Here is an 18,901-nt window from a genome sequence, read left to right as displayed (position 1 = left end):
GGAGCGACACCCGCAATGACCCTGAAGACACCCACGCGCTCGATCGCCTCGGAGCCATCCGCCCCGGTCACACAGGCCACGCGCCGCATCCGCAGACCAGCCAGCGAGCTCTGGCTGCGCAACCTCACCGTCGGCATCATCATGGCTTCTCTCGTCGTGCTCCTGCTGATCCCGATCGGCATCGCCTTCGTCGGCAGCTTCCATGACTGGAACCCGCTCAACGGCACCTTCGACTTCACCGGCATCGACAACTACGCCGAGCTTTTCGCGGACGCGACCTTCTGGCGAGCATCCGGCAACACGCTGATCTTCGGCATCCTGGCCATCGTCGGCCGTGTCGTGCTCGGGCTCGCGATCGCCTACGCGCTGTTCTCGAAGCTCAGCCGGTGGCGGACCTTCTTCCGCACGATCTTCTACCTGCCGACCGTGATGCCGCTGGTGGCCGTCGCGTTCCTGTGGACACTCATGTACAACCCGCAGTTCGGCGCCATCAACACGCTGTTCGGCCTCGACATCAACTGGCTGTTCGATCAGCGCTACTCGCTGCTCGCGATCGTGATCATGACGATCTGGAAGGACTTCGGATTCGCCGTCATCCTCTTCCTCGCGGGTCTCTACGCGATCCCGGAGGATGTGCTCGAGGCGGCATCCGTCGACGGCGCGAACGCGTGGCGCAGATTCTGGCACGTGATCCTGCCGCTGCTGCGGCCCATGCTCTTCTTCATCGTCATCACCTCGATGATCGGCTACCTGCAGGCGTTCGTCCAGGTGCTGGTGATGACCAACGGCGGCCCAGGCACCTCGACGCAGCTCATCTCCTTCATGATCTACGACCAGGCGTTCGTGAAGTACGACTTCGGATACGCCTCCGCCATCGCTTTCGTGCTGCTGATCATCACCGCCGTCCTGACCGCGGCGTCCTGGCGGATGAATCAGTCCGCGCTCGACGCCCCTCGGCGTCGACGGTTCGCCAAGCGCTCCGAAGGGAGGGCCTCATGAAGGCGCGCGTGCTCGCCTTGAACGCGATGCTGCTGGTGGTCGGCCTGATCATCGTCCTGCCGTTCTTCTGGATGATCCTTTCGGCGTTCAAGTCCAACGCCGAGATCGTCGGATTCGACCAGACCTTCCTCCCGAAGGAGTGGACGATCGAGAACTTCATCTCGATCCAGACGAAGCTCGACTTCCTCCGGTTGTTCTTCAACAGCGTGTTCCTGTCCGTGACGATCACGGCACTGTCGGTCTACACCAGCCTCGTGGGCGGCTTCGTGTTCTCGAAGTACCGCTTCCGTGGCCGCGGTCCGCTGTTCGCGGTGATCCTGTCGACCATGATGGTCACCTGGGCCGTCGTCATCATCCCCCGGTACACGATGTTCCGCGAGGTGGGACTCACCGACAGCTACGCGTCCATCATCATCCCCGCCGTCATCAGCGCGTTCGGCATCTTCATGATGCGACAGAGCATGGATGCCGTGCCCGATGAGATCCTCGAGGCCGCCCGCATCGACGGAGCGTCGGAGTGGTTCATCTTCCACCGCATCGTCGCGCCCATGAGCGTCAACGCCATCTCGGCACTGTCGATCTTCATCTTCCTCTGGGTCTGGGAGGACTACCTCTGGCCGTATCTGATGATCTCGTCCGAGGAGAAGCAGGTGCTCGCCGTCGGGCTCACCACCTTCAGAGGGCAGTACGGCACGGATTACGGCGGGTTGTTCGCCGCCACGACACTGGCGATCGTGCCGGTGATGATCGTCTACATCGTGTTCCAGCGCCGGTTCATCGCCGGGGCTGCGAGCGCAGCGCTGAAGGGTTGAGGATGCCGGAGCACACGAAGATCTCGCTGTCGGACGGAGCGCCGGCGCCGGCCGCTGATGGTGCGACCGTCACCGGTACCGGCTACCGGATCTCCGTCCTGACGGACCGTCTGATCCGAGTCGAGTGGGATCCGCAGGAGCGCTTCGCGGACGAGAAGACCCAGCAGGTGATGAACCGCACGTTCCCGGTCCCGGCGTTCCGGGTCGCGCGCACCGAGCACGGCATCGAGATCACCACCGACAGTCTTCGCCTGCGTTACGACGAGCGGATGCCGAGCACCGCCGGACTCTCGATCACCCTGTTGGCCGGAGCCACCGACGTGCACTATACGACGTGGCGGCCGGGACAGGTGTATCCGCAGACCCTGCCGCTGCGCGGCAACCTCGGCAGCACGGTGCGAACGCTCGACGAGATCGACGGGGCGATCGAGGTCCCTCCGGGGATCCTGTCGACCTTCGGCTTCGGCGTGCTCGACGACTCCGATTCGCTGCTGCTCGGTGAGGACGGGTGGATCCGCCCGCGCGACAGCACGGGTCAGGACTTCTACTTCTTCGGATACGGTCGCGACTACACCGCGGCCCTGCGCACCTTCCACGAGCTCACGGGTCCCATCCCCCTCGTGCCGCGGTTCGCCCTGGGCAACTGGTGGAGCAGGTACTGGGCGTACGACGAGCCCGCGTACCTCGCGCTGATGACGCGGTTCCACGACGACGGCATCCCGCTGTCCGTCGCCGTGATCGACATGGACTGGCACCTCGTGGATGTCGATCCGGCGATCGGGACCGGCTGGACCGGGTACACCTGGAACAGCGAGTTGTTCCCGGATCCGGAGCGGTTCCTCGCAGAACTGCACGACCGAGGGCTCGCGGTCACGCTCAATCTGCATCCCGCCGACGGGATCCGTCGCCACGAGTCGTCGTACCCGGCGGTCGCCGAGACGATGGGGATCGACCCGTCGAACGGAACGCCGATCGACTTCGACGTGTCCTCCCGCCGCTTCATGGACGCCTACCAGGAGCACGTGCTCGGGCCGCTCGAGGATCAGGGTGTCGACTTCTGGTGGATCGACTGGCAGTCCGGCGAGCATTCGCACCTTCCCGGCCTGGATCCGCTCTGGATGCTGAACCACACGCACTTCCACGCCTCGGCCCGGCACGGACGCCGGCCGCTGACGTTCTCGCGCTACACCGAGCGCGGCGGACATCGATATCCCGTGGGGTTCTCGGGCGACACGATCGTCAGTTGGGCATCGCTCGCGTTCCAGCCGGCGTTCACCGCGACGGCGGCGAACGCGGGGTACACGTGGTGGAGCCATGACATCGGCGGACACATGCACGGCGTCCATGACGTCGAACTCGCCGTCCGCTGGCTGCAGTTCGGCGTGCTGTCGCCGATCAACAGGCTGCACTCGTCGACCAATCCGTTCAGCTCGAAGGAGCCGTGGGCGTACGGAGAGCCGGCCGCGACGATCATGCGCCGGTATCTGCGACTGCGGCACCGGCTGATCCCGATGCTCTACACCGCGGCGTGGGCGGCCCACCGCGACCATGTGAGCGTCGTGCGCCCGCTGTATCACGATGCTCCGCGCGCGGGCGGTGCGTACCGGCATCCCGACCAGTACCTGCTCGGCGAGCACCTCATGGTGGTGCCGATCACGGCGCCGCGCGAGACGTCCGCGCTGCTCGCGACGGCGAGGGCGTGGCTGCCCGAAGGCGAGTGGGTCGACCTCATCACCGGACTGCGCTATCGCGGCTCGCGCGAGGTGCTGCTGACGCGCTCGCTCGAGGAGTATCCGGTGCTCGCGCGCTCCGGTGCCGTCGTCCCCCTCGATGCGGACCCCATGTCTCATGCGGCCGACGCGCCGGAGCACCTGGAGCTTCTGGTGATCCCCGGGACCGCTGCCTCGACTCTGGTGGAGGACGACGGCTCGGCCGACCCGGCGCCAGGGATCGTGACGTTCGCGCAGACGCTCGAGGTGCGCGCGGACGGACGTGCGGACATCACGCTGGTGGCGACGCATTCCGGCGCGCCCCTGCGCGCCCGGCACGTTACCGTGCGGATCCCGGGCATCGCAGGCGCCGAATCCGTCTCGCTCGGGGACGAACGGATGCTGTCCTCACGGGTGCTGGCGGCCGATCCGGAGGCGCTCGCACCGGCGGGCCTCGGCGTCGACCTCGGGAACGTGGGTCTCGACGACGGCTTCGCGCTGCGCATCATCGGTGCGCAGCGATCGGCGCCGTTCGATCCGGACCGGGTCTTCGCGCAGCTGCAGCACGCCGGGATCGGCTACGAGACCAAGCGGCTGGCCTGGAACGCCATCACGGAGCATGCAGCGACGGACGCCATCGCGGCGATGGAGCTGCCCGAGGAGCTCCGAGATGCGCTGACAGAACAGCTCGCTGCGGTCACCGCCTGGTGACTCGACAATATTGTTCCTTGGCCTTGATACAAGTTGTGATATACATATGACACAACTTTGATCGGAGGCACTTATGCCGGACTTGACCGCATTCGGTCCGCTGGACCTGGTCGCGGCGGCGTTCTCGACACCGCTGTTCTCGCTGCTGCTCGCAGGGCTTCTCGCCGCCGGCATCCTGATCATCCTGACGCGACCCCGTGAGGACGCGGCGCCGACCGAACTGTCGGACGACGTGCGCCGGTCGCTGCGGCGGAGGTACCTGCCGGAGCGGCGAACGCTGTCGATCGCCGCACTCGCGGTGATCGTCCTGTTCGTGGGCGAACACGTGCTCAGCGGATATGTGCTCGATCTCGTCGACGCCGTCGCCTGGTGGCGGTACGCCACCCCGCTGCTCGTGGCGGCCCTCGGGCTCGGCGTCCTGCTCGCTCTCGTCCTCACTCGCGGCACGGCGCCGTCCGAGGTTCCGGTTCCGCCTGTGGCCCGACGCACGTGGCGCAGCTTCGGTCCGCGGTGGGGGATCGTCGGCGCCGGCATCCTGGCGCTCGTCCTGCTGGCGACCACCGTCATCGCTGGCCTCGCGTCGTCCGCGAACAGCCGTGGCTGGTACGTGTGGCTGGAGATTCCGATCGCCAACGAGCCAGGAGTCGACCCGCTCCGCCCGTGGTTCTACGGGTGGACCTACGGCGTGCCGGTGCTGCTGTGCCTGGCTGCGCTGGTGGCGGTCGCCTGGGCGGCGCTGCACGCCAATGCCGCACGTCCGTATCTCCGTCCGGAGGCCGTCGTCGCGGAGCGCGAAGGGCGCCGGGGAGTCGCCTCGGGGATCGTCGGAGTCGCCTCGGCAGGGATGCTGCTCGCCCTCGCGGGCGCGTGGCGACTGGTCGCCGGCGCAGGGACGATCACGGACGTCGTCATCGAGGGGCAGAACGGCGGCGCCTATGAAGCGACGTGGCGATACGCCGAACTGGCGATGCTTCTCGGATGGCTGGCGCCGCTTCTCGAGATCGCGGCCTTCGTGGTCCTTCTGCTCGTCGTCGCCGGGGTTCCCCGATCCGTCCAGTCCGGCGCTCCGGCGGTGCGGCCGCTCGGCGTCGAGGCGCTCCGATGACCGTCCAGCCTCTCGTGTCGACGTCGGACGAGGCGAGTCCGACGATCGCGATCTATCGCCAGCTCCGCGGGCTCATCCTCTCGGGGCAGCTCGGTGCCGACGAGCGCCTGCCGACGGTGCGGCAGACCGCCGCCGATCTCGGCGTCGCTCCGGGGACCGCGGCCAAGGCGTACAAGATGCTCGAGCAGGACGGCCTCGTGGTGAGTCGAACGGCCGCGGGAACCCGCGTCGCCGCATCGGCGGCGGTGCTGCCCGGCTCGGTGATCCGCCGGATCCGCGAGCTGGTGGACGAGGCCGGCGCGACCGGCGCGGATCGCGACGATGTCCTCAACGTGCTGCGCGTGGTCTGGCAGGCGGAGGCCGGGGGCGTCCCGCTTTGACGCGGGCCGGTCGGTACGGGGGACTCCGTAAGCTGGAGGCATGACCAAGAACACGATCTGGACCGTCCTCGGCGTCATCGTCGCAGTGGTGATCGCCTGGTGGCTGGTCGGTCTGCTGTTCTCGGTGCTGTGGTTCATCGCGAAGCTCGCGATCGTGGCCGTCGTCGCACTGGTCGTGTTCCTCGTGCTGCGCAACGCGTTCAGCAAGAGCGACGACTGATCATCGCGAGCGTGCGATCTGCGCCCGCAGCAGCGCGATCAGGGACGGCACCGCCGCGCCGAAGACCAGAGCCAGGCCGACGCCCAGCAGCGTCTCGATGGTCCGTTCCACGAAGCGGGCGCCCGGTGATGCCGTGGACGTCGACAGGATCAGGGTGAGCACCACCAGGGTGGTGAAGGCCGGTGCGACGTACCAGCGGCTCTCCTGCATGGCGCTCATGGCGCCGATCGCGAGGGCGATCAGGAGCCCGATCAGCGCCCCGCCCGGTTCGAACAAGGCGAAGACAAGCGCAGCCGCTGCGCCGAGGAAGACCGACGCGGCTCGTCCGACGCTGCGCAGGATGACCTGGCCGCGCGCCGGCCGCATGACGAGCAGGACGGTCCCGGTCGCCCACCCGACGTGCTCGAGATCGAGGACGTACCCGATGGATGCCGCGATGGCGCTCGCCAGACCGAGCAGGATGCCGTAGCCGATGAGATCGGCGCCCCGCGTCGTCGGAGGCGTCGGCGGCAGATGCTCATCGCGCTCCGGCCACAGCAGCGAGACCAGCCAGGCGTAGACGGACCCCGCGACGATGCACGCCGCCATCACCCAGGTCGTGGACAGCTCGGGGAAGCTCAATCCCATGCCCACCAGCGGCAGCACCAGCGCGAGCATCAGCTGCCCGAGGCGGCCCCACCGCGTACTGAGGCTGGCGGCGACCGAAAGGATGAAGAGCGACACGACGGCGATCGCGGGGACGCGGGTCAGCGTCGAACCCAGCAGAAGACCCAGGGCGCTGAGCACTCCGACGATCGGGAGGATCGCGCGTCGGCTGCGCCGGGCCGGCAGACCGAACGCGGCAGCCGGCAGGACGCCGATGGCCAGGGCGAGTCCCGCGGTCGGCGAGAACGGAGCCACGAGGATGCCGGGGAGCGCGAACACCACACCGAGCGCGAAGCGCGACCACTGCCACGTCAGTGCTGCGGGCACGTGCATGACACCCGTTATACACGGAGACGACCGTGGACGCGGACCCCGTGGGAACGATAGCGTTCTCAGCATCCGCACAGTTTCCGCGGGGGAGCACAACCGAAAGGTTCATCATGAACTTCTGGACATCGTTCTGGGACATCATCTGGTGGTTCGTCTGGGCATTCGCCTTCATCGCCTACCTGTTCGCGCTGTTCGCCATCATCGGCGACCTCTTCCGCGACAGGAAGCTGAACGGCTGGCTGAAGGCGATCTGGGTGCTCTTCCTGATCTTCGTGCCGTTCCTCACCGCGCTGGTCTACCTGATCGCGCGCGGCAAGGGCATGGCCGATCGCAGCGCCGTCGAAGCGCAGCAGGTCAGGCAGGCCACCGATTCGTACATCCAGCAGGTCGCGGGCTCGAGCCCGTCCGAGGAGATCGCCAAGGCGAAGGCGCTGCTGGACTCCGGCGCCATCACGGCAGAGGACTTCGCGCAGCTCAAGGCCAAGGCACTCAGCTGATCCGCTGAACTTCACGGACAGGGGGACGATCCGATTCGGATCGTCCCCCTTCTCGTTGCCACGGGCTGAACTCAGAAGCTGCCGATGCCTTTGCCGACCATCGAGAAGCCGATCACGAGCAGCAGCACGGCCATGATGACCGCGTTCTCCTTGGTCAGCCAGGTGCGCAGAGCATCCAGCGCGCCGCTGAGCTTGTCGGCGGCGATCAGGTAGCCGACCACGGGGATCAGGACGGTGGATGCTGCGATCAGCGTGTAGATCGCGATCACGCCGATGATCGAACCGGAGGACAGCTCGGCTGCTCCGATGTCGGTGCCGGCGCCAGCCGCCATGATGAGATTCTTCGGGTTGAGGGCGGAGAGCAGGAAACCGAGCCCGAAGGCGCCGAGGAACGAGACCTTGTCGATCGCCTGCATCCATCCGGGCAGCTTCGGCTCCTCGCCCTCCTTGGGTCGACCGCGCCACTGCTTCAGCGCCAGCAGGAACAGCAGTGCACCCAGGATGAGCTGGATGATGCCCTTGATCGGCTGCGAGGTGTCCTCGTCGCTCTCGGGGAGGATCGAGGACAGCAGGGTGAACACGGTGACGGCGAGGATGATGCCGATCAGCCAGCCGAGCAGGAACCCCACACTCGTCACTCGCGCCTTGGGCGAGAGCAGCATGAGGATCGCGGCGATGATCGGGATCGGACTGATCGCGACTCCGAGTGCGAGGGGGAGGAGCTCCCCGATGACGGCATTCATCAGCTGTCCTTTGGTTCAGTGCCGGTGAGATCGATGATCGCGGCGCGGTTGGTGGCGTAGAGCTTCTCGTCGGTGAGCAGCTCCAGGCGGGTGAGCCGTTGCTGCGTCTTGGGACGCACCCGGCTGAAGCCGAGCGTGATGCTCTGTTCGGCCAGCCAGGTCTTCAGTGCGGCGAAGGACTCGGCACCGGTCACATCGATGTCGGTGACGGCCTCCATGTCGACGACGACATGCTCGACCTGGCCGTCGCCCGCTGCGGTGACGGCGTCCTTGACGGCGGTGGTGAAGACAGCGCCGTTCGCGAAGAACAGGGGTGCCGCCATGCGGACGACGATGACACCCGGGGCCGTGACGGTCCCTGCCGGTGCGTCCTCGAGCAGGGACTCGCCCGGATCGCCGGACGACTCCAGGACGTCGATGGCCGGGCTGGCCGCGCGCTTGGCGATGTTGATCAGCGCGAGCACGAAGGCCACGAGGATGCCGGGGATCGAGCCGACGAACAGCGTCACGAGGAAGCAGATCGCGCCGATGATGAACTCGAAGCGGTCGGCCTTCCACAAGTCGATGAACTCCCGGATACCGAGCAGCGGGATGACCGCGACACCCACGATCGCGCCGATCACGGGGGAGGGGATGTCGGCCAGCAGCTCGGTGCCGAACAGGAGCAGCAGCAGCGTGCCGACCGCGAGGACGAGGGAGGGCAGCTGGGTGCGGGAACCGGCCTGGTCCATCGCGGCGGTGCGAGAGGTGGACGATCCGACCGAGAAGCTGCCCTGCGCGCCCGCGGCGATGTTCGCGAAGCCGAACGCCATCAGATCGCGATTCGCGCGGAACGGGTAGCCGTGCTTCTCGGAATACGAGCGTGACACGAGCAATCCCTCGGCGGTGGTGACGAGCGTCAACGCAAGCGCGGACGGGATCAGCGCCGCCCACGTCACCCAGTCCAGCATCGGCCACGTGAGCGCCGGCGCGCCGGCCGGGACCTCGCCCAGCACGGCGACGCCCTTCTGGTCGAGGCCGGCGGTGACGACGACGACGGTCGCGAGCACCAGTACGACGAGCGCCCACGGCACGGCCCGCAGGTAGACGCGGCCGAAGATCAGGACCGCCACCGAGACCACCGAGATCAGGACCGACCAGCCGTTGATCGTGCCGAGACCGGTGATCAGGCCAGTGACCTTCTCGACGAACTCACCACCGGATTCGATCTTCACGCCGAGCATCTTGGCGACCTGGCTGACCATGATGTCCAGCGCCAGACCCCCCACGAAGCCGACGAGGATCGGCTTGGAGAGGAAATTGGCGAGGAAGCCGAGCTTGAACACCGCGAGCAGGATGAACATGATGCCGCAGATGATCGCCTGCGCCATGGCGAGCGTGGCGTAGTCGGCGCTGCCGGCGGCGGCGAGCCCGCCGACCGATGAGGCGACCAGGGCGGCGGCCGCGGCATCCGGCGACGCCACCACCTGGCGGGACGAGACGACCAGCGCATAGATGATGGTCGGCACGATCAGCGCGTACAGGCCGGCGGTCGGCGGGAGGCCGGCGATCTGCGCGTACCCGATGTTCAGCGGGATCGCGATCGCGAGGAGCGTGACGCCGGCGGTCAGCTCGGAAGCCAGATTCTTCGAAGTGAGGCCGGCCAAAGGGCGCTGCATCGTGGTTCCTCTCGTACGTCCTGACCCACATTGGCACTGTCGTGCACTCCGCGGCCAGCGCCGGGCCGGAAGATCACGCGGGAAGGATGAGGATCAGCGCGTCCGCACGGTCTGCTTCAGACGCGTGCGCACGTCGAAGAGCTCGTTCCCGCCGACGATGCGCGCACCAGGGACCCCGGCGCGCAGGACCGTGCGCAGGGCGCTGCGCCGCACCGCGATCACGGGGACGTTCCCGACGACCCCGAGCTGCGTGACGGGCTGGACGACGTCGTCATCCGGCAGCACGACGATCGCTCCGCCGAAACGCACCCGCGCGGAGCGCGCGACGGCCCGCATCCGGGAGAGCAGTTCGCGGATCGGCATCCGATCTCCGGCCTCAGGACCCGTGATCTCGTCGCGGCGGAATCCCACCGGTCCACCGAAGTCCTCCGAGACCAGACCGTACAGACCGGTCGGGCTCAGCACGACATGGTCCAGGGTCTCATCGCCGGGACCGGTGGCGACGGCGTGCCAGACGGTGAAGCCGATGCCGAGGTCCTCCATCGCCCGAGCCGTGTCCTCCTCGGCGAGAGCATCCGCCAGCAGGCGGCGCAGGCTCCACGGCGTCGAGCGGACGAAAGCCGGCGAGTACGGATCCGCGACCTCGCCCTCCGCCCACTCCCGGACGAGGGACAGATAGCGCTCGCGACGCCAGGAGCCGGCGCGGCCGTAGGATGCCGTCTTCGGGCGGGTCCCGGCTCTCGCGCCGGTCATCCGTCCGCCCCACTGCAGCCGATCTCCGTCGTCGTGTCCGCGGTCGTAGGCGCGGCGAGCGTCGGCTGTGCCGATCAGCTCCCACGCGTGCTGGACCTGGATGAAGGCCGCGGCATCCCCTCCGGTGTCGGGGTGGGTCTCGCGCAGGCGCAGCCGATAGGCGCGGCGCAACCCGTCGTCGTCCACGTCGGGGGCGACGCCGAGCACCTCGTACGCCGACGCTGAGAGAGGGCTGTCGAACACCGGTTCAGGCTATCGATCCGTGAGCGCGTGTGCTTGCATGAGGCGACGCGCCGGACGGCGCCGAGGGGGAGGGCGCATGTCTCGCAGGATCGGTGTCGTGGGTTGTCTCGTCGTGCTGGCGGCGCTGGTCGGATGCGCGGGCGCCGGTGCGCCCGGTGCCGAGGGCACGCCGACGCCGACGCCCACCGCCGCATGCCCGCAGGTGGAGGGTGCGGAGCTTCCGCCCGAATGCGCGCCGTACGACCCGGATGCGGCGATGGCGCAGAACGACCGGTACCGCCAGCGAATGGAGCTGTCGGAGGACGCGACCGCGGCGGCGCAGGAGTTCGTCGAGCCCGTGCGGGCGGGGCTGGAGGAGATCCGCGTGTCCGGAACCATCTCGGCCGAGACCGTCGAGCAGGTGATCACGGATGCCGGGCTGCCTCAGCCTCAGCTCCGATCCGGCGCCGGGGACGTCCTGTTCGGCGTCGCCGGTCCCGAGGGCGGCTGCGTCTTCGGTGCGGTGACCCCGGAGGAGGTCATCATCGAAGTGGGCGGGATCATCATGGACGGCGGCTGCCTGCCGGCGCAGTAGGTCGCGCTCAGGCCGGGGCTGTGCGCTCGTCCAGGATGAGCTGCAGGAACGCGAGATCGAGCCAGCCGCCGAACTTCGTGCCGACCTGAGGCAGCAGGCCCGTCTGCACGAATCCGTGCTTCTCGTGCAGGCGTATCGAGCCGGCGTTGCGGCTCTCGATCGCGGCGATCATCACGTGCACGCCGTGCTCGCGTGCGCGGTCGATCAGCGCCGCCATGAGGTCGTTGCCGATGCCGCGGCCCTGACGGTCGGGATGCACGTAGACGGAGAGCTCGACCGTATGGCGGTACCCGCTGCGGGCGCGCCACGGACCGAACGTCGCGTATCCGAGGACTCCGGAATCATCGACGGCGACGAGCACCGGGAAGCCATGATCGGTGCGATCGGCCAGCCAGGCCGCGCGGTCGGCGACGTCGACGGTCTGCTCGTCCCAGACGGCCGTGGTGTTCACGACGGCCTCGTTGTGGATCTCGGTGATCGTGGTGAGGTCGGCGGCCTCGGCATCCCTGATGTGCACGTCGTTGACGCTAGCAGGATGGGTGGTCAGCGCGCGTACCCTGGAACAGGGACGACTCGGGACCAAAATCGCTGCGTTCGTCGTTGTCCTCTACAGACGCACCTCACATCAGAGCAGCGTCAGAGAAGGAGTGCCACTCATGACCGACACCGGAGCCATCACCCGTACGCCCGGAACCGAGACCGCCGTCCTCGCCGGCGGCTGCTTCTGGGGCATGGAAGACCTCATCCGCCGTCAGCCCGGCGTCCTCGACACCCGCGTCGGATACACCGGCGGCGAGAACGACCACGCGACCTATCGCAACCACCCCGGTCACGCCGAGGCGGTCGAGATCGTGTTCGACCCGACGAAGACGACCTACCGCGACATCCTGGCGTTCTTCTTCCAGATCCACGATCCGTCGACGCTGAACCGCCAGGGCAACGACATCGGATCCAGCTACCGGTCGACGATCTTCCCGCTCTCGCCCGAGCAGGAGCAGGTCGCCCGCGACACGATCGCCGACGTCGACGCGTCGGGGCTGTGGCCGGGCAGGGCCGTCACCACGATCGAGCCCGAGGGCCCGTTCTGGGAGGCCGAGCCCGAGCACCAGGACTACCTGCAGCGCATCCCCAACGGGTACACCTGTCACTTTCCACGGGCCGGTTGGGTGCTGCCGCGGCGCGCGAACGTCTGACCCACGAGGATCGGACCGTGACGATTCACGGACCCGGTGACGATTCACGGATCGATTCACCGGATACGTCCGTGAATCGTCACGGCATCCGTGATCCGTCGCCTCCGCCGGGCGGCCGCGGCGTCAGGCGTGCACGTCGGCGGGGGACTCCCCGCCCTCGGTGAAGCTCGGCTCCTTGCCCAGCATCCGACCGATCAGCAGCACGATTCCGACGATCACGAGTCCGAGGACCAGACCCGCGATGGCCGACATCAGGGTGTCGCCGAACCAGACCACGAATCCGCCGAGCGGCTCGAGCAGGTGCTCGATCCCGTGGACGAAGTCGGTGATGCCCACCAGCCCGACGGCGCCGAGGTTCGCCAGCACCAGGTGGCCGCCGACCCAGAGCATCGCGACGGTGCCGATCACCGAGATGACGCGGAACACGGCCGGCATCGAGCGCACGATCCTGGTGCCGGTGTGCCGCACGCGGCGGTCGGAGTTCTTCGCCATCTTCAGGCCGATGTCGTCGATCTTCACCAGCAGCGCCACCGCGCCGTAGACGACGCCCGTCATCAGCAGCGCGATCACGGCGAGGATGCCGAGGGTCATCCAGATGCTCAGCCCCGACTCGAGGTTCGCGAGCGAGATGAGCATGATCTCTGTGGAGAGGATGAGGTCGGTGCGGACGGCGCCGAACACGAGTTTGTTCTCATCGCGTGCGCCCTCGTCGGCATGGCCGTGATGGAACCCGAACCACTCCAGCACCTTCTCGGAGCCCTCGAAGCAGAGGTACGTGCCACCGATGATGAGCAGATACGGCAGCACCCACGGGGCGAACGCGGTCAGCAGCAGCGCGATCGGGATGATGATCACGAACTTGTTGACCAGCGATCCGAGCGCGATCTTCAGGACCACCGGCAGCTCGCGCGCGGGCGTGATGCCCTGCACGTACTGCGGCGTGACAGCGGCGTCGTCGATCACGACGCCGGCCGCCTTGGACGACGCCTTCAGCGCGGCGCTGAGGATGTCGTCGACGACCGCGAGCAGACCAACCGACATGGGACCCCCTGTGTGTGATGCCGGGTGCCACTCTAGCGGGGACGCGTGGCTGGTTCGCTCGGCGTGCGCCTCAGCATCCCCCAGGCCGTCGCGCCCACGCCGGCGGTGAGCACTGCGAGGATGCCGAGGCCGAAGGGGACCCCGGCGGCCGTGGCGACTCCGCCGACGACCAACGGACCCGCAGCGTCCCCCAACTCGCGCCCGAGTTCGGCGCTGCCCATCGTGCGGCCCATCCGATCCGGCGGCGTCGAGGCGGCGAGGTGCGCGAAGGCGAGTGGGGTGACCACGCCGATCATGACGCCGATCCCCACCGCGGCGACGAACAGCGACACGACACCGGGCGTGAGGGCGAGCAGGAGCAGCGCGCCAGCGGCCAGCGCCAGACCGGCGGCCGTACCGCTGCCGGTGCGCATCCGACCCTGGTCGCGGGCATTCCCGACGAGCGGCTGGATGAGCGCGGATGCCAGGGCCAGCACGGCGACGGCGACCGCGCCCACCAGCGGATGCAGTCCGAGCCGCACGGCCAGCAGCGGCAGGAAGCCGACTGCGACGCCGAGGATCGCCGTGCTCGTGGCGAGCACGAGCGTCGGGATGAGGAACGAGCGAGCGGTGATCTGCGCGAACAGATCCCGCACCGTCGCCCTGGACTTCGGAAGAGGCGGCAGGTGAGGCACGCGCAGCGCGACAGCGGACGCCGCGACGAGCGCGAGGACCACCAGCGCGCCGTAGACGGCCTGCAGGCCGAACGCGTACGCGAGCCAGATCCCGAGGATCGGACCGAGCATGTACCCCATGCTCTTCCAGGCTCCGTACCGGCCGAAGTAGCGGCCCAGCAGCTCATCGCCCGCGAGCCGCGCGACGGCCGCGGACGACGACGGCGAGAACGCCGATGCGGCGGCGCCCTGACCCAGCCGGACGAGCGCCAGGGCCAGCGGCGTCGCCACGAACAGTGCGACGGCGGATGCTGCGGCGAACGCGATGAGCCCGCCGAGGATCACGGGCTTCACGCCGATCCGGTCGCTGAGCACGCCGAAGACCGGCTTGAGGAACACCTCCGCGACGTCGTACAGCGCGAGGACCGCCCCGAACGCGAGCAGGGACATGCCGATGTCATCCGACTCCGAGCCGAGGACGCTCGCGACGCCGTGCGCGCCGAACGCGGTGGTGAACCCCGCGAGGTAGAGCGGTGCGAGGGCCAGCCGGCCGGGGGAGCGCGTCACCGGGCCAGCGTAGCGGGGCGGTCGCCCCAGGGGACTCAGCCCTCGACTCCACTCGGCAGCCGCACGTCGAATCGGCATCCGGTCGGCTCGTTCGTCGCGCTGATGCGGCCCTGGTGCGCCTCCACGATCCCGCGCACGATCGCCAGTCCCAGCCCTGCGCCGCTGGTGCCGGCGATCCCCGTTCCCGGCGTGCGGGCGTGCGTGCCGCGCCAGCCCGGATCGAAGATGCGGTGCAGATCTTCCTCGGCGATGCCCGAGCCCGAGTCGTGGACCGAGAGCGTCACGCCCTCGGCATCCTGCACCGTGCTGATGCGGACCTCGCCGCCCGTCGGCGTGTGCTCGAGAGCGTTCATGAGCAGATTCGACACCACGCGGGAGAGCTCGCGCGGGTCCCCGACCAGCGTGTGGTCGGGACTGGTGCGCTCCACCAGCACGATGCTCTTGGCCTGCGCGACCGCAGCGAGCTCCGCCGCGGCGTCGCTGACGAGATCGTGCAGCGACAGGGGCTCCAGATTGAGCACGAGCGTTCCGGAGGAGATCTTCGACAGCTCGAAGAGGTTGTCCACCAGCGCGGTCAGCCGGTCGACCTGCAGCCGCATCTGGTGATGGAACCGCGCAGTGTCCGCGGCGAGGCCGTCCTCGAGCGCCTCGGTCATCGCCCGCAGGCCGCTCAGCGGAGAACGCAGATCGTGCGAGATCCACGCCACCAGCTCGCGCCGTGATGCGTCGATGGCCTGCACCTCCTCGCGGGCCTGCGCGAGTCGGTGGCTCGTCTCGGCGAGTTCGGTCGCCAGGGCCTCGAACTCGGCGCTGGGGGATGCTGATGGATGCTGGTCGACGACCTCTCCGTCTCCCATCGCGTGCGTGAGGCGACGCAGTTCGTCGCCCGCTCGTGCGATGCGCAGACCGAGCAGCAGCGCGATGCAGACCGAGACGATGGCGGAGACGATCGTGACGGTCACGACGACGAGGAAGTCGTGCGGCGAGATGTACATCGCGAGCGCCACGGCGAGCACCCCGGCGGCCAGCGACAGCACCGAGGTCAGGACGACGACGAACAGCTGCGCGATGAGCGGGCGCCGACGCAGGAGGTGCAGCGCGAGCAGGCCCAGCGCGCCGACGACGAGCGCGCACGCCAGGGCCATGCCGACGATGGTGAGGAGGTCGGGCAGCGGCATGTCAGCCTCCGATATCGAGTCGGTATCCCACGCCCCAGACGGTGACGAGGATCTCCGGATGGCCGGGGTCGGCTTCGATCTTCTCCCGCAGCCGGCGCATGGTGACCGTCACCGTGGAGAGGTCGCCGAACTCCCATCCCCATACCGTGCGCAGCAGGGTCTGGCGGTCGAACGTCTGCCGCGGGTGCTTGAGCAGGAAAGCGAACAGGTCGAACTCGCGGGCCGACAGCTCCAGCGGCGTCCCCGAGGCCGTCACGATCCGCGCCGACGGATCCAGATGGAACGGGCCGAGGTCGAACGGCGCCTCCGGCGCGAACGCCGCGAGGCTCCGGCGCAGCACCGACTGCACGCGCAGCACCAGTTCCCGTGGGGAGAACGGCTTGGTGAGGTAGTCGTCCGCGCCGGCCTCGAGCCCGTCGATGCGGTCCTCCGGCGCACCGAGCGCGGTCAGCATGATGATGGGCACCTGCGATGTCTCGCGGATGCGCCGGCACACCTCGACGCCGTCGACCCCCGGCAGCATGCGGTCCAGGACGATCAGGTCGGGGCGGCCCTTCGCCGCGGCATCCAGCCCCGAGAACGCGTCGGACGCGACGTCCACCAGGAACCCGGCCGCGTGCAGATACGTCTCGGCGACCTCGCACACCATCGGGTCGTCTTCCACGATGAGCACGCGACGGTCGGCGAGGTCCCCTGCGGGCTCGGCGGGCGCGGTCGACGTCATGCACCCAGGTTAGGCGGGGCGCTCGGTCGGCGGGCGCGAAGATCTCCCGGCGTCCGCGGTTCGTAAGGGTTTGGGGGCGGCGCTGACGGCTCGGAGTTCCTACATTCTGGGTATGAGCTCTTCCGTCGACGTGATCCTGCCCTGTCTCAACGAGGCACGGGCTCTTCCGTCGCTGCTCGCCGAGCTCCCGCCGTCGTACCGGGCGATCGTCGTGGACAACGGCTCCACCGATGGTTCGGCCGAGATCGCCAGACGCCTCGGGGCGACCGTCGTGACCGCAGGCCAGCGTGGATACGGAGCCGCCGTGCACACCGGTCTCATGGCCGCGACCGCGCCGATCGTCGCGTTCAGCGACGCAGACGGCTCGTTCGACCTGCGTCAGCTCGATCGCGTCGTCGATCCGATCCGGCGAGGAGACGCCGATCTCGTGTCGGGGCGTCGGGTCGCCGTCACCGCAGGCGCCTGGCCGCTGCATGCACGGTTCGCGAATGCGGTGCTGCTCTGGTTCGTGCGGCTGCGGATGGATGTCGAACTCCACGATCTCGGGCCGATGCGGGCCGCCGACCGAGAACACCTCGTGGGCCTCGGCATCCGGGATCGGCGCAGCGGGTATCCGCTCGAACTCGTGCTGCGGGCGCAGCGGGCCGGTTGGCGCATCGATGAGGTGCCGGTGGACTACCGCCCTCGCGTGGGGAAGTCCAAGGTCACCGGCACGATCCGAGGGACGGCTCAGGCCATCGGCGACATGCTCCGGATGCTGCGGAGGTACGCATGAACGGCGTCACGGTGGTGATCATGGCCAAGGAGTGCATCCCCGGCCGGGTCAAGACGCGGCTGCACCCGCCGTTCTCGCTCGAGGATGCCGCGCAGATCGCCCATGCGGCGCTCGATGACACGATCGCGGCGGTGCGCGGCGTCGACGTCCGGCGTGTGCTCTGCGTGCAGGGGGCGCTGCCCGAGACGCCAGGGTTCGAGCAGATCCCGCAGTCGGACGGCGGGCTCGACGATCGGATCGCCGATGCGCTCGACCGCCTCGACGGACCGGCGCTGCTGATCGGGATGGACACGCCGCAGATCGATCCTGAACTGCTGCGCATGGTGGCGCGCCGCTGGCCGCTCGGCGTCGACGCCTGGTTCGGTCCGGCTTCCGACGGCGGCTTCTGGCTGCTGGGGGTTCGGGACCGCACGGTCGGAGGGATGCCGAGGGGTGATCTCGTGCGCGGTGTGCCGATGTCTCGGGACGACACCGGCGCAGTACAGCGTTCTCGGCTGGTGGATGCCGGGCTGAGCGTCGCCGATCTGCCCATGCTCACGGACATCGACGACATCGACAGCCTGCGCACGGTGTCGGCCGAACTCGACGGCTCGAGCGTCCTCGCGCGACTGCTCGATGCGCGGGGCCTCACGCCGGTCGCCGGGGGTGCGTCATGACGCTGCCGATCGTTGCGCACTTCGATGCCGGCGACGCATCGCCGTATGCGACGGCGCTGCGCACCGGAGGCGGTGTCCTGCGCATGGTCGATCACGATGGTGCGCCCGGCGCTCCGGTCGAGCTGGCGCGCTTCCTCGCGGCGGCCGATGACGCCGATCGGTCGGTGCTGGAGCGCGCATCAGGGGCGATCCTTGACGTCGGCTGCGGTCCCGGGCGCATGGTGCGGGCCGCGATCGTGGCGGGTCACCTCAGCCTGGGGGTGGACGTCTCGGACGCGGCGGTCGCGCACGCGCATGCGCAGGGGCTGCCGGCGCTGCACCGCTCGGTGTTCGACGCGATTCCGCGCGAGGGCGAGTGGGGCACGGCGCTGCTGATGGACGGGAACATCGGCATAGGCGGCGACCCCTCCGAGCTGCTGGCGCGCTGCGCGTCGCTGGTGCAGCCCGGCGGTGCCGTGATCGTCGAGGTGCACGCGGATCCGCACCGCGACCGGGGGTTCCACGCCACGCTGATCGATCATGAGGGTCGCGCGAGTCTTCCGTTCCCCTGGTACGAGATCGGCCTGAACGGGCTGCGCCGGTGCGCAGCGGATGCGGGGCTGCAGGTTTCGGAGACCTGGTCGCGTGCGGGACGGGTGTTCGCGCTCCTCGTTCGCTAGGCGAGGCGCGGCGCCGCTCCGCCGGGCAGGGGGCGCGTCTTGCCGCGTCGAGCCGCGTGAGGCGACGATTCGCGGC

Annotated in this window: 21 protein-coding genes; 12 read left to right on the top strand and 9 right to left on the bottom strand. The window is 68.8% G+C overall.

Features of this window, described 5'->3' with window-relative positions; all coding sequences use genetic code 11:
- Positions 1 to 15: 15 nt before the first annotated feature.
- The 6 genes from ACI7YT_RS19120 (at position 16) to ACI7YT_RS19095 (ending at position 5,936) form a co-directional block, all read left to right on the top strand.
- On the top strand, positions 16 to 999 hold the full coding sequence (locus ACI7YT_RS19120; protein ID WP_406247894.1) for a carbohydrate ABC transporter permease: 984 nt from the start codon (positions 16 to 18) through the stop codon (positions 997 to 999).
- The gene (locus ACI7YT_RS19115) at positions 996 to 1,811 is read left to right on the top strand and encodes a carbohydrate ABC transporter permease (protein WP_406247891.1); all 816 of its coding nucleotides are present in this window, start codon (positions 996 to 998) and stop codon (positions 1,809 to 1,811) included. Before ACI7YT_RS19120 ends, ACI7YT_RS19115 begins: the two co-directional genes overlap by 4 nt.
- Positions 1,812 to 1,813: 2 nt before the next feature.
- Positions 1,814 to 4,231, top strand: a complete 2,418-nt coding sequence (locus ACI7YT_RS19110; protein ID WP_406247890.1) for a TIM-barrel domain-containing protein — start codon at positions 1,814 to 1,816, stop codon at positions 4,229 to 4,231.
- A 73-nt stretch (positions 4,232 to 4,304) separates the two neighbouring features.
- A complete protein-coding gene (locus ACI7YT_RS19105) occupies positions 4,305 to 5,336 on the top strand; it encodes a hypothetical protein (RefSeq protein WP_406247888.1) in 1,032 nt (343 codons plus the stop codon).
- Complete coding sequence (locus ACI7YT_RS19100; protein WP_406247886.1) at positions 5,333 to 5,716, top strand: GntR family transcriptional regulator; 384 nt, start codon at positions 5,333 to 5,335, stop codon at positions 5,714 to 5,716. Before ACI7YT_RS19105 ends, ACI7YT_RS19100 begins: the two co-directional genes overlap by 4 nt.
- A gap of 40 nt (positions 5,717 to 5,756) precedes the next feature.
- Positions 5,757 to 5,936, top strand: a complete 180-nt coding sequence (locus ACI7YT_RS19095; RefSeq protein ID WP_406247885.1) for a hypothetical protein — start codon at positions 5,757 to 5,759, stop codon at positions 5,934 to 5,936.
- On the opposite strand, the gene ACI7YT_RS19090 is transcribed toward ACI7YT_RS19095, so the two are convergent.
- A complete protein-coding gene (locus ACI7YT_RS19090) occupies positions 5,937 to 6,914 on the bottom strand; it encodes an FUSC family protein (protein ID WP_406247883.1) in 978 nt (325 codons plus the stop codon). It lies immediately after the preceding gene.
- A 107-nt stretch (positions 6,915 to 7,021) separates the two neighbouring features.
- Here ACI7YT_RS19090 and ACI7YT_RS19085 point away from each other — a divergent pair, with 107 nt between their 5' ends.
- The gene (locus ACI7YT_RS19085; protein WP_406247881.1) at positions 7,022 to 7,408 is read left to right on the top strand and encodes an SHOCT domain-containing protein; all 387 of its coding nucleotides are present in this window, start codon (positions 7,022 to 7,024) and stop codon (positions 7,406 to 7,408) included.
- Positions 7,409 to 7,479: 71 nt separating this feature from the next.
- Here the strand turns inward: ACI7YT_RS19085 and ACI7YT_RS19080 are convergent, their stop codons facing one another.
- The 3 genes from ACI7YT_RS19080 to ACI7YT_RS19070 all read right to left on the bottom strand — a co-directional run bounded on the left by ACI7YT_RS19080 (position 7,480) and on the right by ACI7YT_RS19070 (position 10,805).
- Positions 7,480 to 8,151, bottom strand: coding sequence for a GAP family protein (locus tag ACI7YT_RS19080; protein WP_406247879.1), 672 nt, complete (start codon positions 8,149 to 8,151; stop codon positions 7,480 to 7,482).
- Positions 8,151 to 9,809 carry a SulP family inorganic anion transporter gene (locus tag ACI7YT_RS19075; protein ID WP_406247877.1) on the bottom strand — a complete coding sequence of 553 codons (1,659 nt, stop codon included), beginning with the start codon at positions 9,807 to 9,809 and terminating at the stop codon, positions 8,151 to 8,153. The genes ACI7YT_RS19080 and ACI7YT_RS19075 overlap by 1 nt, the downstream gene beginning before the upstream one ends.
- Before the next feature lie 93 nt (positions 9,810 to 9,902).
- Positions 9,903 to 10,805: a DnaJ domain-containing protein gene (locus tag ACI7YT_RS19070; protein ID WP_406247875.1), complete on the bottom strand. Its 903-nt coding sequence runs from the start codon at positions 10,803 to 10,805 to the stop codon at positions 9,903 to 9,905.
- A 76-nt stretch (positions 10,806 to 10,881) separates the two neighbouring features.
- Here ACI7YT_RS19070 and ACI7YT_RS19065 point away from each other — a divergent pair, with 76 nt between their 5' ends.
- Entirely contained in the window at positions 10,882 to 11,379 is a 498-nt protein-coding gene (locus tag ACI7YT_RS19065) for a hypothetical protein (RefSeq protein ID WP_406247873.1), read from the top strand.
- A 7-nt stretch (positions 11,380 to 11,386) separates the two neighbouring features.
- On the opposite strand, the gene ACI7YT_RS19060 is transcribed toward ACI7YT_RS19065, so the two are convergent.
- Complete coding sequence (locus ACI7YT_RS19060; RefSeq protein WP_406247871.1) at positions 11,387 to 11,896, bottom strand: GNAT family N-acetyltransferase; 510 nt, start codon at positions 11,894 to 11,896, stop codon at positions 11,387 to 11,389.
- A gap of 139 nt (positions 11,897 to 12,035) precedes the next feature.
- Between ACI7YT_RS19060 and msrA the strand changes: the two genes are divergently transcribed.
- Positions 12,036 to 12,572 carry a peptide-methionine (S)-S-oxide reductase MsrA gene (gene msrA, locus ACI7YT_RS19055; protein WP_406247869.1) on the top strand — a complete coding sequence of 179 codons (537 nt, stop codon included), beginning with the start codon at positions 12,036 to 12,038 and terminating at the stop codon, positions 12,570 to 12,572.
- 123 nt (positions 12,573 to 12,695) lie between these two features.
- Here the strand turns inward: msrA and ACI7YT_RS19050 are convergent, their stop codons facing one another.
- Genes ACI7YT_RS19050 through ACI7YT_RS19035 form a run of 4 tightly spaced genes read right to left on the bottom strand, consistent with a single transcriptional unit; the run spans position 12,696 to position 16,735 of the window.
- Entirely contained in the window at positions 12,696 to 13,613 is a 918-nt protein-coding gene (locus tag ACI7YT_RS19050) for a DUF808 domain-containing protein (protein WP_406247867.1), read from the bottom strand.
- A gap of 32 nt (positions 13,614 to 13,645) precedes the next feature.
- Positions 13,646 to 14,833 carry an MFS transporter gene (locus ACI7YT_RS19045; protein WP_406247865.1) on the bottom strand — a complete coding sequence of 396 codons (1,188 nt, stop codon included), beginning with the start codon at positions 14,831 to 14,833 and terminating at the stop codon, positions 13,646 to 13,648.
- A 35-nt stretch (positions 14,834 to 14,868) separates the two neighbouring features.
- The gene (locus tag ACI7YT_RS19040; protein ID WP_406247864.1) at positions 14,869 to 16,011 is read right to left on the bottom strand and encodes a sensor histidine kinase; all 1,143 of its coding nucleotides are present in this window, start codon (positions 16,009 to 16,011) and stop codon (positions 14,869 to 14,871) included.
- A 1-nt stretch (position 16,012) separates the two neighbouring features.
- Entirely contained in the window at positions 16,013 to 16,735 is a 723-nt protein-coding gene (locus tag ACI7YT_RS19035; RefSeq protein WP_406247862.1) for a response regulator transcription factor, read from the bottom strand.
- A gap of 112 nt (positions 16,736 to 16,847) precedes the next feature.
- Here ACI7YT_RS19035 and ACI7YT_RS19030 point away from each other — a divergent pair, with 112 nt between their 5' ends.
- From ACI7YT_RS19030 to ACI7YT_RS19020, 3 genes are read left to right on the top strand one after another with little or no spacing between them, the layout of a single operon-like run.
- The gene (locus ACI7YT_RS19030; RefSeq protein ID WP_406247861.1) at positions 16,848 to 17,510 is read left to right on the top strand and encodes a glycosyltransferase family 2 protein; all 663 of its coding nucleotides are present in this window, start codon (positions 16,848 to 16,850) and stop codon (positions 17,508 to 17,510) included.
- Positions 17,507 to 18,166, top strand: a complete 660-nt coding sequence (locus tag ACI7YT_RS19025; RefSeq protein ID WP_406247859.1) for a DUF2064 domain-containing protein — start codon at positions 17,507 to 17,509, stop codon at positions 18,164 to 18,166. Before ACI7YT_RS19030 ends, ACI7YT_RS19025 begins: the two co-directional genes overlap by 4 nt.
- On the top strand, positions 18,163 to 18,825 hold the full coding sequence (locus tag ACI7YT_RS19020; RefSeq protein WP_406247857.1) for a class I SAM-dependent methyltransferase: 663 nt from the start codon (positions 18,163 to 18,165) through the stop codon (positions 18,823 to 18,825). The genes ACI7YT_RS19025 and ACI7YT_RS19020 overlap by 4 nt, the downstream gene beginning before the upstream one ends.
- Positions 18,826 to 18,901 lie beyond the last annotated feature (76 nt).

The organism is Microbacterium sp. M (assembly GCF_045181065.1).
In the GTDB taxonomy this organism is placed as follows: Bacteria; Actinomycetota; Actinomycetes; order Actinomycetales; family Microbacteriaceae; genus Microbacterium.
This window is presented reverse-complemented; position numbering and strand designations above follow the sequence as displayed.